This window comes from Devosia sp., from assembly GCF_039927955.1.
GTDB lineage: Bacteria > Pseudomonadota > Alphaproteobacteria > Rhizobiales > Devosiaceae > Devosia.
In genome coordinates, this window is the sequence record NZ_JBDSUA010000005.1 from 226,725 (window position 1) to 242,103 (window position 15,379).

Consider the following 15,379-nt stretch of genomic DNA (forward strand, 5'->3'; position numbering starts at 1 on the left):
GCGGCAAGGAGGCACCTTATTGTCGCACGGGCACACTGGCCCCACCTAGGCACACCGGTGTAAGTATTGGCGATATAAGGGATTTTTACAGTTATGGCAGAGATATTGACGCAATCAGCGCCAAGTCGGGCCGAAACTGGAACGTACTGTTCAACAAACCTGACCGGTACAAACAGTAAGGGCGCCGATCATCTCGGCGCCCTTTGAACTATTCAGCGGCGGCGGTGCGCACCACGGGCCGCAGCGTCACCTGCGTCAGCGCAAACGACAGCGCTGCGCAGACGGCGATACCGATCACCATTGGCTTGGCGGTACCATCAAAGAAGCTGCCGACCACGCCCATCACTACGGCGGCAGTGACCAATTGCAGCGTGCCCATCAACGCGGAGGCGGTCCCGGCGATGGCGCCATGTTCGTCCAGCGCCAGCACGGCAGTGGTGGGGATCACCAGGCCAAGGAAGCCGTAGCCGATGAACAGCAGCGCCGCCAGCACGTCGAGGCGATCGACACCGAGCAGGAACACCGCAGCCAGCACCAGCATGGTCAGCACATAGCCGGTGACGGCAAAGCGCACGACGCTGTTCAGCCCATACTTGCGCGTCAGCAGGCCGGTGAACTGGGAAACCCCGATGAACGACACGGCATTGATCGAGAACATCACGCTGTAGAGCGTCGGCGTCAGGCCATAGTGGTCGATCAGGATGAACGACGAATTGGCCAGATACGCCATGAAGCTCGACATGCCGAAGGCGCCGATCATGCTGAGGCCGATGAAGTTGCGATCCTTGAGCAACATGCCATAGCCCCGAAGGGCGCTACCGACACTACTTTCGAGGCGAGCCTCTTTCGGACGCGTTTCCTTGAGAAACACGGCCGTCAGGACAATCCCGAGGACGCCGATCACCGCGATGACCCAGAAAATCTCGCGCCAGCCGCCAAACTGCACAATGATACTGCCAGTCAGCGGGGCGAGGATCGGCGACACCGAAAACACCAGCATCAGCAGGCTCTGCAACTGGGCAGCGTCAGCGCCGGTATAGCCATCACGCACAATCGCGCGCGGCAGCGCCATCGCCGCACAGGCGCCAACGCCCTGTACGAATCGCGCAATGATCAGCCATTCGATGGATGGCGCCAGCGCGCAACCCACCGCGCCCACGGCAAACAGCGCCATGCCGAAATACAGCGGCGGCTTGCGGCCGACCATGTCGCTGATCGGGCCATAGAACAGTTGGCACACGGCAATCGCCGCCATGAAGGCCATCAGGCTTGCCTGCACGCCAGCAGTATTGGCGGCAAGATCGACGCCAATTGCCGGAAGGGCAGGAAGATACATATCGATTGCGAACGGCCCGATAGCCGATAGCAATCCGAGCACCAGTGCGGCGCGCAGCATAGTTGCGTTCATTTCAGAATACCCCAGCCGCCGGGTTCAAGGCCCGGGCAGGTCAGTTGGATGTGAATTTGGACGGCAGAAGCGGGGAGGATCGCTTGTTCCGACGCCCGATATTGGACACTTGTGTAAAATCAGTCAAGCATGAATGTCCAAAATTTTGGACACTGTTGTAAAATTCCTTGAATGCCTATATCTTGTGCTGCCATGAACCAGATCGACTCGTCCATCGTTGAGCCGCCCTCCGCCCGCGCCAGTTCCAAGCGGCAGGCAATCCTTGATGCCGCCAAGCGCTCCTTTGTGCGCGATGGGGTCATTGCCGGGGGCATCGATGCGATAGCGGTCGAGGCAGGCGTTTCCCGGCAAACGGTTTACAACCTGATCGGCGACCGCGACCAATTATTCCGCGCCGTGGTCGAAGAAGTCACCACCCGATCCAGCGCTTCGCTGATGACGGTTATTGCCACCTTTCCAAGTCGTCCCGATGACATTCAGGCGGCGTTGACCGACTTCGCTGTCCGCATGCTGGGCCGTTGCCTGTGCGATATCGATGGCCAGGCCCTATCGACGCTGATCAAGCGTGAAGCCCACAAGCACCCTGAACTGTTCAAGACCTGGGAAGAGTATGGCCCCGGCAAGGACTGGCCGGTTATTGCCGCCCAGTTCGCCAGGCTAGCGCGGGACGGCTATATCGAGATCGACGATCCCAGTCTCGCCGCGCGGCATTTCTTTGCGCTGATCTGTTCGGATTTGCCGACCGACAAGGGACCCTGCGCCCTCCCCACGGAAGAGGCGATCCGCAAGACGGCGGCGGCTGGCGTCAAAACGTTCCTGCGAGCGTTTGGCTCACGCCAATCCACCTCGGCCTAACGCAGCCCGAACGAATAGGTCCAGCCCAGGGCCTTCAACCCACCGGCGTCAAGTTCGGGGTGCTTGGCACTGAGTTGGGCGATGGCCTGTTCGGTGACGCTCTTCTTGCTGCGCTTTTCGCCCTCGGCCAGTGGTAGCTGCAATTCTTCCATCAGCGCCAGAATGCGCGCCTTGAGCGTCATCCCGTCATCGGGACCAAACCGCATCACCAGATCATTGCCACGGGCGCGCGGAAACGACGACTTGCCGAGCCCGGTATAAATCGCCAGCGCTTCGTTGATCGGATCGATCGCCACGAAAGGCGAATCTATGCTGATGAGCTTGTTCATAGAGCAAAACTAGCCGATCTACCCCGTTCGGCAACAGCCCTCGGGCACAAATCATCGGTGAGTTAGCAAATGCCGTATTGCCGTGAATGGACGCATTTTTAGCGATTAACTGCCTAAAACCTCACGATAGCGCCGCACTGCCGTATCGAAACCCATGAGCAGCGCATCGGCAGTGATACCGTGGCCGATGGAGACCTCATCGACGCCCGGCACCGCCGCCTGAAACGCCGGCAGGTTCTCCAGCGTCAGATCGTGCCCTGCATTGATGCCCATCCCGGCGGCCTGCGCCGCCTTGGCCGTTATCGCTAAATCCGCGAGTTCGCGTACCGCGCGATCCGCATCGTCATAGCAGCCGCCATAAGGCCCGGTGTAAAGCTCGACGCGGTCAGCCCCGGTCGCCTTGGCCAAGGCAATGCCCGCCTCCCCGGCATCGGGATCACAGAACAGCGAAATCCGGCGACCCGGCTGTTTCAGCCGCTGCACCACCGAAGTCAGGAAATTGCCCTTGCCGCGAAAGTCCCAGCCATGGTCCGAGGTTGCCTGGCTCGGATCGTCCGGCACCAGCGTGACCTGGTGCGGATTGACCTGCTCGATCAGTGCCAAAAAATCATCGCTCGGATAGCCTTCAATATTGTACTCGACCTGCGGATATTCGGCCGCCAGCAGCGCCTGCAATTCGAACACGTCGGTACGCCGGATATGGCGCTCATCCGGGCGTGGATGAATGGTCACGCCCGAGGCTCCGGCGTCGAGCACGACGCGCGCAATGCCCACGACGCTGGGCCAGGGCAGATCGCGCCGGTTCCGCAATTGCGCCACGGCATTCAGATTGACGGATAACAGGGTCACGGCTTGGTCTCGGTCTGTTTTTCCAGAACTCCATCCGGAGAAAACTGGACGATGTCATATTGCGGCGCGAACCGGGCATAATAGCCCAATCCGATCCGCATCTGGTTGCTCATGTAACCGATTTGCGCCTCAGCCGCTTCGGCACATGTCGCGTCAGTGATGGAATCAAGCGACTGGCGCAGGTCGGCATAGAACGCGTGAAACCGTACGAAACTAGCCAGATCATCCGGCCCGATATCGACCAGGTGCGTGATTCCCGCCTCAAACACCGGCGTCTCCCGCTGCAACTGCTCCTTGAGCGTCCGGGCAATGTTACTGCATTGGGTGGCCAGCAGGTCGGTCTTGCCCATATCCACCTGCAGGCCGAGTTGACGGCCAAGTTCCAGGGCCGTCGCCATGCGCTCCGCCTCGTAGGCAAAGGCGCGGCCCAGATTGCGGGCTACCACATCGGCGTGCTGCTGCTGCGACTGCTGATTAAGCGCCGTACCCAGCACCAGCACCGCGGCAGCGCTGAGAAAGCCGACCACCGTGCCAATCGTTGACTGCCAATTGTCCAGCACGCCCAACCAGTTGACCCAGCCGCGCGAGCGCATATCGAGCAGGATCAGCGTCACCACCCCCGCAATCAACAGCGTCAAAACGATAATGGCGCCGATCAACATGCCCTGCCCTCGCATCTGTCGGATCAGTTAGCCCCGATTTTGACTACGCTTCAACCCAGGGCCGTGACTATACCGAGCCCGGCCAGCATCAAGGCAGATTGGCTTGCAACAGGCTCTTTTGGCGCCGCCGTTCGCTCAGCACCACCGCCACGCCACTGATAACGATCACCGCGATCCCCGCGCCTGCCAACAGGTTCGGCACGGTATGAAACACCAGCGCACCGGCAATCAGCGCCCAGATGGTCTGGGTATAGATGAACGGCACCACTGCCCCAACGCTTGCAGTGCGGAACGAGGTGAACACCAGCCAGTGCGCCAGCATCACGAACAGCCCAGAACACAGGAGCAGGCCAAGCTGCGTTACATCCGGCATCACCAGCTTTTCCAGCAGCAGCGAACCGACCCCCGCGCCCACCAGTACGGTCAACCCGGCACCCATGGCCACCACCAGACCCGGAATTTCGGCGCCGATGCGCCGGCCTAGCAGATCGCGCGTCGCAATCGCCGCCGCATTCCAGAAGCCCAGCAGCAGGAACGGCGAGAAGCCCGCCCCGCCCGGCTGCGCCACCAGCAGCGCTCCACCAAAAGCAAAGACCACCAGCGCCCCCTGCATCCGGCTCATCTTTTCGCCGAAAAACAACACAGCACCGACCAGCACCAGCATCGGGATCAACTGGCTGATCGCCGTCACGTCGGCAATCGGGGCATAGGCCAGAGCAAAGATGAACCCCAGCGCACCAACCGCCTCGAACAGATTGCGCCCCATCACCCGCGACGACACGATGGTAGGCAGGAACTTGATATCGCCCATCGCCGCCAGCAGGGGCACGCCGGCCGCCAGCATGACGACGCTGCGCAGGAACAGCGTTTCATAGGGCGGAATGCCCGCCATGGCCACCTTGAGAAAACTGTCGTTGATGGTGAAAGAGGCCATGGCTGCGGTCATCATCAGAATGCCGCGCAGGTTGGGCGAGAGAGTGGGCATAGGTCTGCTTTGCTGGAAAAGATCAGGGCTTGGGCGGACGGGCCCGCGCATTGGGCGTTACGTGTTCGAACGCCCCATCGCCATAAGACCGCACAATTTCGGAGATGACGATATGGAAACCGTCATACCACTCCTTGTAGCGGCGCTTTGCCTCACGATGCACCGGATGGCGCGAAAACACCTGCAACTCCTCCATCGACCGCCAGTAATAGCTGGCATTGATCCGCGTGCCGTCGCGGCTGAACCAGTTTTCCTTGCCTGCAAAGCCCGGGCTGGCAAGAGCCGCCGCGGCGATCTCGTCGTCCAATAATTTAAAGCTGTCGTCATTGGTATGCTGGGAGAAAATGAAGGCCGCGCAAAACAGTTTTTCAGCGGCCTCCATCATCACATCCCCTCGGGACCGCGCGAAATCGCCGCCAGACCGGTGCGCACCACTTCGACCAGCCCGAGCGGCGCCATCAGGGCGATGAACGAGTCGATCTTGGATGGCTTGCCGGTGACTTCGAACACGAAGCTCTCGACGGTGGCGTCAACGATCTGGGCCCGGAAAGCATCAGCCAGCCGCAGCGTCTCGGCGCGGTGTTCGCCAGTACCGGCGACCTTGATCAGCGCCAGCTCGCGTTCCAGCGCCGTGCCTTCGGCGGTCAGGTCATGCACCTTGTGCACCGGGATCAGCCGCTCGAGTTGCAGTTTGATCTGCACCAGCGTCTTGGCGGTGGCGACCACCACAACGGTGATGCGACTAAGTCGCTTATTGTGTTCGGTCTCGCTGACGGTGAGGCTATCGATATTATAGCCGCGGGCCGAAAACAGGCCGACAACGCGGGCAAGAATGCCCGGCTCATTATCGACCAGCACCGAGAGGGTGTGGCGCTCGACGGACTGGGTTTCCTTGGTCAGGAAATATGCCGAACCGGTCGGCAGCAAATTGGCGTTCATGGTGTTATTCCCCTGGCTCGAGTTTTGGCGAGTGAAAATTCGTCCCGCTGAGTCAGCCAGCGTGGTCTTCGAGAACCGGAGCGGAGCGTACTCAAGTACGTGAGCACCGGAAGCGGAGAAGACCGCGTTGGATGGCCAGCGAGGCGGATTTGCGCCGCCTAAACCAAAGCGCGTCCCTTCTCGTCGATGATCGAGCCGATATTGGCAGTGTCCGGCAGGATGATTTCGTTATGCGGCTTGCCCGACGGAATCATCGGCAGGCAGTTCTCGTCCTTTTCGACCAGGCAATCGAACAGCACCGGGCCGTCGTAATCCAGCATGTCCTGGATTGCCGCATCGAGTTCAGCCGGGTTCGAGCATCGAATGCCCTTGCCGCCATAAGCCTCCGCCAGCTTGACGAAATCGGGCAGCGATTCCGAATAGGAATGCGCATAGCGCGAACCGTGCAACAGGTCCTGCCACTGGCGAACCATGCCCATGCGCTCATTGTTGAGGATGAAGATCTTGACCGGCAGGCGGTACTGCACCGCCGTCGACATTTCCTGCATCGTCATCTGCACCGAGGCCTCGCCGGCAATATCGATCACCAGCGCCTCAGGATGCGCCACCTGCACGCCAACCGCGGCCGGCAGGCCATAACCCATCGTGCCCAGCCCGCCGGAGGTCATCCAGTGGTTCGGCTTGTCGAAGTGGAAGTGCTGCGCCGCCCACATCTGGTGCTGGCCCACCTCGGTGGTGATGAACACCTCCTTGGCCTGCTTTTTGGTCATCTCGTAGAGCCGCTCGATGGCATATTGCGGCTTGATCACCGTCTCGGAGTTCTTGTAGCCGAGCGAATTGACGTCGCGCCATTTCTGGATCTGCTTCCACCAGGGCGCGATGGCCTCGGTGCGCGGCTGGTTGGTCTTGGAGCGATAGACCCGGATCATCTCGGCCAGCACATGGGCAACGTCGCCCACGATCGGCACATCGACGCGAACCACCTTGTTGATCGAGGAGGGATCGATATCGACATGGATCTTGCGGCTATTGGGCGAGAACGCATCGACCCGGCCCGTGATGCGATCGTCAAAGCGCGCGCCGATATTGATCATCAGATCGCAATCGTGCATCGCCAGGTTCGCCTCATAAGTGCCGTGCATGCCCAGCATGCCCATCCACTGCGGGTTGGACGCCGGGAACGCCCCCAGACCCATCAGCGTCGAGGTCACCGGGAAGCCGGTCAACTCGGCCAGTTCACGCAGATGCTCGCTGGCTTGCGGACCCGAATTGATCACACCGCCACCAGTATAAAAGATCGGCCGCTCAGCGCGCAGCATCAGATCGACCGCTGCCTCGATGGCCGTGTGGTCGCCTTCCATGCGCGGCCGATAGCTCGGGTGCCGCAGGTTTTCGAGATCGGGCTTGGAATACATGCCCAGCGCAAACTGCACGTCCTTGGGAATATCGATCACCACCGGGCCGGGGCGACCCGTGGTGGCGATCAGGAATGCCTCGTGCATGATGCGCGGCAGATCATTGGCGTTCTTGACCAAGTAATTATGCTTGGTGCAGCTGCGGGTAATGCCCACCGTGTCGCATTCCTGGAACGCGTCCGAGCCGATCAGATTGGTCGGCACCTGCGCGGTGATGCAGATCAGCGGGATCGAATCCATCAACGCATCGGTGAGGCCGGTAACCGCATTGGTTGCCCCAGGGCCGGACGTAACCAGTACCACACCGGGCTTGCCGGTCGAACGCGCATAGCCTTCGGCCATGTGGGTCGCGCCCTGTTCATGCCGGACCAGGATGTGCTGGACTTTGTCCTGCTGGAACAGCGCGTCATAGATCGGCAGGGCGGCGCCGCCGGGGTAGCCGAATATGTGTTCGACGCCCTGATCGATCAGCGCCTGAACCACCATCTCTGCGCCGGTCATCTGTTCGGCCATTTGTCTCGTCCTTCTCTATGCCCCGATCCATTTTGGATCTCCTCTGGGGCTGCCGCGTGGCGGCTTTGGTCAAGGTTTGCGCCTGTTGTCCGCATTTCGCGAAAAAAGGCAATAAAAAAGGCCCCTTTCGGGACCTGTGTTCGGCGCATCAGCAAGCTCGCGGGGAGTTACCCCACGGTGCCAATGCGCAATCGTACTGCGAGAATAGCTGTCCGCACGGGACGTCTCCTGAAATCAAGTGCGCCTTGATACCGGCATTGAGACGCCAGTGTCAAGCGCTGCCCACCGCACGCCCTTCTCCCCTTGAGGGAGAAGGTGCCCGAAGGGCGGATGAGGGGTTCCTTGCTGTGCGGTGGTGCGGAGGAGAAAACCCCTCACCCTGCCTTTGCTGAACGCAAAAAGTCCGTCCCGCTCCCTCAAGGGAGCGAGGGTAGGCGGCGCCCACCCACCCCAAAAACAAAAAAGGCCCCTCGCGGGGCCTCTCTCATCAAATCGCGCTAACGATCTTAGCTCAGAAGGGTCAGGTTCGTTGCCGAAACCTTGCCGTCACGGCCGGTTTCGAGTTCGTACGACACCTTGTCGCCTTCGTAGAGGCCCTGCAGGCCCGAACGCTGAACGGCGGAGATGTGAACGAAAGCATCCTTTTCGCCATTTTCAGGCGAAATGAAGCCGAAGCCCTTGGTGGTGTTGAAGAATTTCACGGTGCCGTTGATGCTGGCCATAGTAGTAGTCCTCTTAACGAGTGCTCGCCACAGTGCGTGGCTAAGGGTTGAAAACCGGATGATGATCCGGGCCTAACGATTCACAGATCAGGAGGTAGCCAAGCTTTCCGGCGAACCGGTCGATCAGATAGCGCAAGACGAGTGTAAACGTATGGGCAACATATGGCCGTTCCCGGTCCATATTTCAAGGAAAATCACCAATCCTTTAAAAAACATCCGATCCAAGGGATGCCCCGGACCGGATGTTGAAGCGCCGTTCGGCGCTTGGCCGTGATGCAAACACAGCCGCTACTCGTTAGCCGCGCGGGCAATAATCGACGTACTGGGTGCCGTCGCGGCGCTGGTAGACGCACTTGCCGGGCTGGCCGTTGACCTTGCCGATCATGCTGCCGGCGGCAGCGCCAACAACGCCACCGACACCAGCACCAACGACGGTGCCAAGCACCGAGCCAGTGGCGGCAGCGCCAACAAGGGCGCCAGCACCAGCGCCGACAACGGCGCCCTGCTGAGTCGTAGTGCAGGCAGCAAGCGAGAGACAAGTCGCGGCGATGATCAGAATTTTATGCATATTACCCTCCGGGATGCAGTTGAAACATAAATGCAGATCGCGGACTTAGGTTCCAATACAATTTTAACTAATATGAGGCGACGCGATTTAGCCCTCGGTCGGCGTCATCACCGCCGCCACGATGATCAACAGCCAACCCAGGATCATCGCCGTTCCGCCGATTGGCGCCGCCAGTGCAAACGGCGAGCTACCCCATTGCTGCAGCACCAGCAGGTCGCCGGCAAACAACGTGGTGCCCAGCGCCAGCATGGCGGTCGCTGCGGTAAACCAGCGGTTGCGCAAGCCATAAAGCCCGAGCGCCACCAGCAATGGCCCATGTGACAGGCAGATGGCGGCGATGGAAGAATAATTGCGGCTTTCCACACCATGCGAGCCAGCCGCAGCAGCGACCACCCCCAATGCCCCGACACCTCCGCCCAAGCCGATGACCGCCCGCGATATTCTGGAAAGCTGCATGCAAAATCTCCTGTGATGCTGGCTTAGCGCGATGGGTGGTGGCGCGAAAGGCCCTGCCCTTCCCGCTCGCAGGCAGTTTTGCTAGAGCTAGCGCGCGAGTAGGACCTTTCGATGAATCAGACCACAACGGGAGCGCGCAACGCTGCCCGATCTTCTATTGCCGAAACGCTGAGCTGGAGCCGGGAACTGCGCGAGACCTTTGCGCTGGCCTGGCCGCTGGTCATCGCCCAGCTGGCCCAGACCGCGCTCTTCACTACTGACGTGGTGATGATGGGCTGGCTCGGCCCGAAATTCCTCGCGGCCGGTACTCTGGCCACAACTTTTCTGGTGCCATTCCTGTTCGCCGGTACCGGCATCACTGGCGCCGTCGCCCCATTGGTGGCGCAGGCGCGCGGCGCCCGCAATATCAAGGCGGTACGGCGCATCGTGCGCCAGGGCTTTTGGGCCTCGGCCATCATCGTTGCTGTGCTGACGCCCTTGCTGCTGCAAATCCGCCCCCTCTACGCCATGCTGGGACAAGACCCGGACGCCACCATTCTGGCCGAGCAGTTCATTCAACTGGCGGTGCCGCTGCTGTTCCCCGCGCTGGGCGTGATCGTGCTGCGCTCGCTGCTGTCGGCGTTCAACACCACGCGCATCATTCTGGTGATCACCGTGGCCGGCGTGCTGTTCAACGCGCTCTGTAACTACACGCTGATGTTCGGCAATTTCGGCTTTCCGCGGCTCGAACTGCGCGGCTCGGCGATTTCGACACTGGCCACCAACGTGCTGATGTTCGCGTTGTTCCTGATCTATGTGCTGACACATCACCGCTTCCGGCGCTTCCACATCCTGCACAATTTCTTCAAGCCGGACTGGTTTCATCTGCGTGAAATCTTTCGCGTCGGCACGCCGATCGGACTGACCGTTCTTGCCGAGGTTGGCCTGTTTACCGCCGCTGCTCTGCTGATGGGGCGTCTGGGGATTGACGAAGTTGCCGCCCATGCCGTGGCTCTGCAATGCGCCTCGCTTGCCTTCATGATCCCGCTTGGCCTTGGCATCGCCTCCACCGTGCGCGTTGGCAATGCCTATGGGCGGGGCGACCCCGAAGGCATCCGTAAGGCAGGTTGGATGGCCTTCATCCTCGGCACCGGCTTCATGGCCTTTGGTGGGCTCAGCTTCGTGCTGTGGTCGCATGGCATTGTCGGGCTGTTCCTCGACCACACCAACCCCGCCAACAGCAATGCGCTGACCCTGGCCGCCAGCTTCCTCGTCGTGGCCGGCGTGTTTCAGCTTGCCGACGGAGCACAAGTGGTTGCGGCTCACGCGCTGCGCGGCATGAGCGACACCACGGTCCCCATGATCGTGGCCATCATCGGCTATTGGGCGGTCGGCCTGCCAGTCGCCTATATCTTGGGATTCGTCGCCAATTGGCGCGGCGTCGGCATCTGGATCGGCCTCGCCGCCGGACTGGCTTTCGTCGCCGTCGTGCTGGTCACCCGTTTTGCGATGCGCGAACGATTGGGACTGCTCAGATCAAGATCATAGCTTCAAAGGATCGCGCCGCGGCCAGTCGCCCATGCGGTTGCGGAACCAGGTTCTCTGCCGCTTTGCGTATTGATGGGTCGCGATCGTTGCCAGATCGATCGCCTCTTCGCGCGTCATTCTTCCGTCAAGCCAGGCAGCTATTTCCGGTACGCCAATAGCCTTCATCGCCGGCAAGGCCGGATCGAGTTGTTGCGCCAGCAGCGCCCGCACTTCATCCACTGCGCCATTCGAAAACATGGCTTGAAACCGATGCGCGATGCGCTCCCGCAACAGGTCGCGATCCGGGTCAAGGATGATGCGCTCGACCACGCTATTGGCCAGCAAGCCCGTTTGTGGCGTGTCCTGAAAGCTCGACAAGGTCTGCCCGGTGGCGCGTTTGACCGCCACGGCACGGATCACCCGCTGCGGATCGGCCACCTTGAGCCGGCCGGCCGCCGCTGGATCGGCCGAACGCAGCATCTGCATCCGCCGTTCGGCGTCCATCTCTTGAATCTCTTGTTGAACTTGAAGCACGATTTCGGCCGGGATTTCGGGAACGTCCGCGAATCCGTTTTGCAGCGCATCGAAGTAAAGCCCTGTGCCACCAACAAAAATCAGCGGCCGACGCCCAGCTTCATCCGCCATCACGCCCCGCACCGCTTCCAGCCAACGCCCGGTGGAAAACCGTGTCGATACCGGCACGGTGCCATAGAGCAAGTGCGGCACCTGATCCATTTCGCCATCGCTGGGACGTGCCGTCACCACCCGCAGCGTGTCATAGACCTGCATCGCATCGGCATTGACGATCAGCGCACCGCTGCGCAAGGCGAGTTTGAGCGCCAGTGCCGACTTGCCGCTGGCAGTCGGACCCGCTATCAGAACCACGCGCCCGGCGCTCCCGCCCGTCATTTTTGTATCTCCCACGAGGCTCTTCTCATGCCGGTTCTTTGCCTCATCGCTAACCCGATCGATTCCGAACTCAGCGTGGCGCTCGCCGCCCGTGTTCACAAGGAAACCGGGGGCGAGCTGAACTGGCTCAACCATTCCATTGCCTGCGAGATCATCGAGCCGAAGTCAACTGACGCGCTGGCCGCCGCGCGGGCGATCATTGCCGGGCACGCGGTCGACGCGGCGCTGGTGCCCACTGAAAACCGCCGCAAGAAAGTGCTGGTTGCCGACATGGATTCCACCATGATCAACCAGGAATGCATCGACGAACTGGCCGATGCAGTGGGCCTCAAGGACAAGGTGGCCGACATCACCGCCCGTGCGATGCGGGGCGAACTGGACTTTGGCGAGGCGCTCGATACCCGGGTGGCGCTGCTCAAGGGTCTCGAAAAATCGGTGATCGAAGAAATCCGCCGTGAACGCATCACCCTGGCCGCTGGCGGGCGCGCGCTGATCCAGACCATGAAAGCCTATGGCGCCTATACCTCGCTGGTCTCGGGTGGCTTCACCTTCTTCGCCGACTATTTCGGCAAGCGCATCGGCTTTGACGAGGCCATCGCCAATGTGCTCGAATTTGACGGCACCAGGTTGACCGGCACCGTCACCAAGCCGATCGTCGACAAGCAGACCAAGCTGATGCGCCTGCAGGCGCTGGCCGCCGAACGCAATCTGACGCTGGCCCAGACTATCGCTGTTGGCGACGGCGCCAATGATCTGCCGATGTTACAGGCCGCTGGCATGGGCGTCGCCCTGCATGCCAAGCCCACGGTCGCCACCCAGGCCGAATATCGAATCGACCACGCCGATCTGACCGCCCTGCTCTATCTGCAGGGGTACACCGATGAAGAAATCGTCCGGTGAGACGCTCCACGCTGATCTTGCTATGAGCTGACGCCCAACCCACCGGGTCATTCCCGTGCATGCGGGAATCACTCCATGGAAACGGCTAAAACGTCAGCCGCGAATAGCCCACAACAGCACCAGCCCGACACCTGCCAGGATCAGTGCGAATAGACGAATGCGGGCGGCGGGAAGCGCCACCAGCATTGTCAGATATTGCTTCATCTTGTCTGGAAAGGCTGCGTAAAGCAGCCCTTCCAGTACGATGGCCAGCGCGAACGCTGCGAACAGATCGGTCATTGCACCGTCGCAGGAGCCGGTGCAACAGCTGCGGGAGCGGGTCGAGCGGCCGCAGCAGCAGGCGTCGATTGCGGCATGGTGCCGTCGGACCCGAAGTAGCGGAAGAATTCGCTATCGGGCGACAACACCAGATTGGTACCGGTGTTCGTCAGGGCCGTGCGATAGGCCTCCATCGACCGATAGAAATCGAAGAACTCCTGGTCCTTGCCATAGGCGGCAGCAAAGATCTTGTTAGTCTCCGCATCGCCCTCGCCGCGCAGCACTTCGCTGTCCTTCGACGCAGCAGCCAGGATTTCCACCGATTGACGATCGGCGATAGCCTTCAGGCTCTGGGCCTGTTCCTGGCCACGAGCCCGCAGCAAGGCGGCCTCCGCCAGGCGTTCGGCCTTCATGCGATCAAAGGTCTGGGCCGAAACATCGTTCGCCAGATCGGTACGCAGCACCCGCACATCGACAATGTCGATGCCCAGTTCAGCCATATCGACTTTGATCAGATCGCGGGCCTGAGCCATCATCTGCGTACGCTTCTCCGACAGCGCCGCATTGAATTCGCTCTGGCCGTAAACCTGCCGCAAGGCGGCATCGAAGCGGGTGCCGATACGCTGCTCGGCAATCTGCAATTCGCCCAGCGCTTTTTCGCGGAACTTGCGCGGATCGGTGATCCGATAGGTCAGGAACGCGTCGACTTCATAGAATTTGCCGCCCGAAACCTGCAGCGTCATATTGGCGATATCGTAGCGCAACAGGCGGCTTTCGACGATTTGCACGGTATCGACAATCGAGGTCGGGATCTTGAAATACAGGCCCGGCGCGGTCTTGACGTCGGTAATCTGGCCAAAGCGCATGACGATAGCCTGCTCGCGCTGGTTGACGACAAAGATCGACGAAAAGATCAGGTAGATGGCAAATAGCACGGCAACGGCAGCGATGATAAGACGGTTCATGGCTTAGTTCCCCGTGGTCGTAGTTTTGTCGGCAGGGACCGCGGTCAAGGCCGGCAGCGGCAGGTAGGGCACAACACCCGAACCTTCGGCTCCCTTCTCGATGATGGTCTTCTGCGAACCCGCCAGCACTTGTTCCATGGTTTCAAGGAACAGCCGCTTGCGCGTCACTTCTGGCGAATTGACGTATTCCGCATAGATCGAGTCAAAGCGCGAGGCCTGACCTGTTGCTTCCTGGACGACGCGATTCTTGTATGCAGCGGCGTCTTCACGCATCTGCGCCGCACGACCACGGGCATTGCCCAACAGGGTATTGGCATACGATCGCGCTTCTTCCTGGAAACGGTCTTCGTCCTGTTCGGCGCGCTGCACTTCGTTGAAGGCATCGGCCACTTCGGCCGGCGGCGCCACATTTTCGATGGCGATCTGGCTGACGCGAACGCCCATGCCATAGCTATCGACGATGCCCTGGGTGATCTCCTGCACTTCGATGGCAATGCCTGCCTTGTCGTCGCGGAAAATGTCCTGGGCCGGACGGCGGCCCACCACTTCGCGCATTGCGCTTTCCGCAGCACCACGCACCAGATCTTCTGGGTCGCGCACGTTGAACAGATAGTCGATTGGATTGGACACCGACCACAGCGCCGAGAACTGCACATCGACGATGTTCTGGTCGCCCGACAGCATCAGGCCTTCATCGTTCGACGGCCGCGAATTGGACGAGGAATTGCCGATAATGGTCTGGTTTTCGGTGACGGTAACGCGCTCGACGGTGTCGATCGGCCACAGATGAAAATGCAGGCCGGGCATCGACAGGTCAGGCTTGGGCTTGCCGAAGCGCAGTTCCACGCCGACTTCCTGCGGATCGATGGTGTAGATCGAATTCAGCGCCCAGAATGCCACAACGGCCAGCGCGCCGCCGATCAGCGCCCAGCGCCCGCCGGGAATGCCGCCATTGAGGCCACCCTGGAAACGGTCGCGGCCGCGGTTGAGAATATCTTCGAGGTTGGGCGTATTGCCACCACCCGGCTTGCGCGGACCACCGCCCCCGCCGCCTGGCGATTGACCCCAGGGACCGCCATTCTTGTTGCGGTCTCCCCCGCCTCCGTTATTCTCCCACGGCATCGCGTCCCTTTCGATCTC

General features: G+C 60.8%; 18 protein-coding genes. 3 read left to right on the forward strand and 15 right to left on the reverse strand.

The genetic code is table 11. The features are described from left to right. Positions 1 to 208: 208 nt before the first annotated feature. On the reverse strand, positions 209 to 1,408 hold the full coding sequence (locus ABIT12_RS03050; RefSeq protein ID WP_348043213.1) for a multidrug effflux MFS transporter: 1,200 nt from the start codon (positions 1,406 to 1,408) through the stop codon (positions 209 to 211). 192 nt (positions 1,409 to 1,600) lie between these two features. Here ABIT12_RS03050 and ABIT12_RS03055 point away from each other — a divergent pair, with 192 nt between their 5' ends. After that, entirely contained in the window at positions 1,601 to 2,263 is a 663-nt protein-coding gene (locus tag ABIT12_RS03055; protein WP_348043215.1) for a TetR/AcrR family transcriptional regulator, read from the forward strand. On the opposite strand, the gene ABIT12_RS03060 is transcribed toward ABIT12_RS03055, so the two are convergent. The 10 genes from ABIT12_RS03060 to ABIT12_RS03105 all read right to left on the reverse strand — a co-directional run bounded on the left by ABIT12_RS03060 (position 2,260) and on the right by ABIT12_RS03105 (position 9,701). Beyond that, positions 2,260 to 2,592 carry a hypothetical protein gene (locus ABIT12_RS03060; protein ID WP_348043217.1) on the reverse strand — a complete coding sequence of 111 codons (333 nt, stop codon included), beginning with the start codon at positions 2,590 to 2,592 and terminating at the stop codon, positions 2,260 to 2,262. The genes ABIT12_RS03055 and ABIT12_RS03060 overlap by 4 nt on opposite strands. 105 nt (positions 2,593 to 2,697) lie before the next feature. Beyond that, positions 2,698 to 3,441, reverse strand: a complete 744-nt coding sequence (locus ABIT12_RS03065; protein WP_348043219.1) for a pyridoxine 5'-phosphate synthase — start codon at positions 3,439 to 3,441, stop codon at positions 2,698 to 2,700. After that, positions 3,438 to 4,103: a hypothetical protein gene (locus ABIT12_RS03070; protein ID WP_348043221.1), complete on the reverse strand. Its 666-nt coding sequence runs from the start codon at positions 4,101 to 4,103 to the stop codon at positions 3,438 to 3,440. The genes ABIT12_RS03065 and ABIT12_RS03070 overlap by 4 nt, the downstream gene beginning before the upstream one ends. Before the next feature lie 88 nt (positions 4,104 to 4,191). After that, positions 4,192 to 5,088, reverse strand: coding sequence for a DMT family transporter (locus ABIT12_RS03075; RefSeq protein ID WP_348043223.1), 897 nt, complete (start codon positions 5,086 to 5,088; stop codon positions 4,192 to 4,194). 22 nt (positions 5,089 to 5,110) lie between these two features. Continuing rightward, entirely contained in the window at positions 5,111 to 5,473 is a 363-nt protein-coding gene (locus tag ABIT12_RS03080; RefSeq protein WP_348043225.1) for a monooxygenase family protein, read from the reverse strand. Then, positions 5,473 to 6,027 carry an acetolactate synthase small subunit gene (ilvN, locus tag ABIT12_RS03085; RefSeq protein WP_348043227.1) on the reverse strand — a complete coding sequence of 185 codons (555 nt, stop codon included), beginning with the start codon at positions 6,025 to 6,027 and terminating at the stop codon, positions 5,473 to 5,475. Before ilvN ends, ABIT12_RS03080 begins: the two co-directional genes overlap by 1 nt. Positions 6,028 to 6,185: 158 nt before the next feature. Then, positions 6,186 to 7,955 (reverse strand): acetolactate synthase 3 large subunit, encoded by a 1,770-nt coding sequence (locus tag ABIT12_RS03090; protein WP_348043229.1) that lies wholly within the window; start codon positions 7,953 to 7,955, stop codon positions 6,186 to 6,188. A gap of 506 nt (positions 7,956 to 8,461) precedes the next feature. After that, on the reverse strand, positions 8,462 to 8,677 hold the full coding sequence (locus tag ABIT12_RS03095) for a cold-shock protein (RefSeq protein ID WP_282210886.1): 216 nt from the start codon (positions 8,675 to 8,677) through the stop codon (positions 8,462 to 8,464). A gap of 295 nt (positions 8,678 to 8,972) precedes the next feature. After that, a complete protein-coding gene (locus tag ABIT12_RS03100; RefSeq protein WP_348043232.1) occupies positions 8,973 to 9,245 on the reverse strand; it encodes a glycine zipper domain-containing protein in 273 nt (90 codons plus the stop codon). A gap of 87 nt (positions 9,246 to 9,332) precedes the next feature. After that, positions 9,333 to 9,701, reverse strand: coding sequence for a DUF423 domain-containing protein (locus tag ABIT12_RS03105; RefSeq protein ID WP_348043234.1), 369 nt, complete (start codon positions 9,699 to 9,701; stop codon positions 9,333 to 9,335). A 111-nt stretch (positions 9,702 to 9,812) separates the two neighbouring features. Between ABIT12_RS03105 and ABIT12_RS03110 the strand changes: the two genes are divergently transcribed. Continuing rightward, positions 9,813 to 11,228, forward strand: a complete 1,416-nt coding sequence (locus ABIT12_RS03110) for an MATE family efflux transporter (RefSeq protein ID WP_348043236.1) — start codon at positions 9,813 to 9,815, stop codon at positions 11,226 to 11,228. On the opposite strand, the gene miaA is transcribed toward ABIT12_RS03110, so the two are convergent. Beyond that, positions 11,223 to 12,215 carry a tRNA (adenosine(37)-N6)-dimethylallyltransferase MiaA gene (gene miaA / locus ABIT12_RS03115; protein WP_407065576.1) on the reverse strand — a complete coding sequence of 331 codons (993 nt, stop codon included), beginning with the start codon at positions 12,213 to 12,215 and terminating at the stop codon, positions 11,223 to 11,225. The two genes, ABIT12_RS03110 and miaA, sit on opposite strands and share 6 nt — an antisense overlap. Between miaA and serB the strand changes: the two genes are divergently transcribed. Next, positions 12,144 to 13,016, forward strand: a complete 873-nt coding sequence (gene serB, locus ABIT12_RS03120) for a phosphoserine phosphatase SerB (protein WP_348043238.1) — start codon at positions 12,144 to 12,146, stop codon at positions 13,014 to 13,016. The two genes, miaA and serB, sit on opposite strands and share 72 nt — an antisense overlap. 93 nt (positions 13,017 to 13,109) lie before the next feature. Here serB and ABIT12_RS03125 read toward each other — a convergent pair whose 3' ends face one another. From ABIT12_RS03125 to hflK, 3 genes are read right to left on the reverse strand one after another with little or no spacing between them, the layout of a single operon-like run. Further along, positions 13,110 to 13,295 carry a DUF2065 domain-containing protein gene (locus ABIT12_RS03125; RefSeq protein WP_348043240.1) on the reverse strand — a complete coding sequence of 62 codons (186 nt, stop codon included), beginning with the start codon at positions 13,293 to 13,295 and terminating at the stop codon, positions 13,110 to 13,112. Continuing rightward, the gene (locus ABIT12_RS03130) at positions 13,292 to 14,239 is read right to left on the reverse strand and encodes a protease modulator HflC (protein ID WP_348043242.1); all 948 of its coding nucleotides are present in this window, start codon (positions 14,237 to 14,239) and stop codon (positions 13,292 to 13,294) included. The genes ABIT12_RS03125 and ABIT12_RS03130 overlap by 4 nt, the downstream gene beginning before the upstream one ends. Positions 14,240 to 14,242: 3 nt before the next feature. Further along, positions 14,243 to 15,361, reverse strand: coding sequence for an FtsH protease activity modulator HflK (gene hflK / locus ABIT12_RS03135; protein ID WP_348043244.1), 1,119 nt, complete (start codon positions 15,359 to 15,361; stop codon positions 14,243 to 14,245). Positions 15,362 to 15,379: the final 18 nt, after the last annotated feature.

Excerpts from the sequence above, each read along its gene's own strand:
- ABIT12_RS03050 (WP_348043213.1), bottom strand. The coding sequence starts at position 1,408 with ATGAACGCAACTATGCTGCGCGCCGCACTGGTGCTCGGATTGCTATCG.
- ABIT12_RS03100 (WP_348043232.1), bottom strand. The coding sequence starts at position 9,245 with ATGCATAAAATTCTGATCATCGCCGCGACTTGTCTCTCGCTTGCTGCC.
- ABIT12_RS03070 (WP_348043221.1), bottom strand. The coding sequence starts at position 4,103 with ATGTTGATCGGCGCCATTATCGTTTTGACGCTGTTGATTGCGGGGGTG.
- ABIT12_RS03110 (WP_348043236.1), top strand. The coding sequence starts at position 9,813 with ATGAATCAGACCACAACGGGAGCGCGCAACGCTGCCCGATCTTCTATT.
- ilvN (WP_348043227.1), bottom strand. The coding sequence starts at position 6,027 with ATGAACGCCAATTTGCTGCCGACCGGTTCGGCATATTTCCTGACCAAG.
- ABIT12_RS03080 (WP_348043225.1), bottom strand. The coding sequence starts at position 5,473 with ATGATGGAGGCCGCTGAAAAACTGTTTTGCGCGGCCTTCATTTTCTCC.
- serB (WP_348043238.1), top strand. The coding sequence starts at position 12,144 with ATGCCGGTTCTTTGCCTCATCGCTAACCCGATCGATTCCGAACTCAGC.
- ABIT12_RS03075 (WP_348043223.1), bottom strand. The coding sequence starts at position 5,088 with ATGCCCACTCTCTCGCCCAACCTGCGCGGCATTCTGATGATGACCGCA.
- ABIT12_RS03090 (WP_348043229.1), bottom strand. The coding sequence starts at position 7,955 with ATGGCCGAACAGATGACCGGCGCAGAGATGGTGGTTCAGGCGCTGATC.
- ABIT12_RS03130 (WP_348043242.1), bottom strand. The coding sequence starts at position 14,239 with ATGAACCGTCTTATCATCGCTGCCGTTGCCGTGCTATTTGCCATCTAC.
- ABIT12_RS03105 (WP_348043234.1), bottom strand. The coding sequence starts at position 9,701 with ATGCAGCTTTCCAGAATATCGCGGGCGGTCATCGGCTTGGGCGGAGGT.
- hflK (WP_348043244.1), bottom strand. The coding sequence starts at position 15,361 with ATGCCGTGGGAGAATAACGGAGGCGGGGGAGACCGCAACAAGAATGGC.
- ABIT12_RS03095 (WP_282210886.1), bottom strand. The coding sequence starts at position 8,677 with ATGGCCAGCATCAACGGCACCGTGAAATTCTTCAACACCACCAAGGGC.
- ABIT12_RS03055 (WP_348043215.1), top strand. The coding sequence starts at position 1,601 with ATGAACCAGATCGACTCGTCCATCGTTGAGCCGCCCTCCGCCCGCGCC.
- ABIT12_RS03060 (WP_348043217.1), bottom strand. The coding sequence starts at position 2,592 with ATGAACAAGCTCATCAGCATAGATTCGCCTTTCGTGGCGATCGATCCG.
- ABIT12_RS03125 (WP_348043240.1), bottom strand. The coding sequence starts at position 13,295 with ATGACCGATCTGTTCGCAGCGTTCGCGCTGGCCATCGTACTGGAAGGG.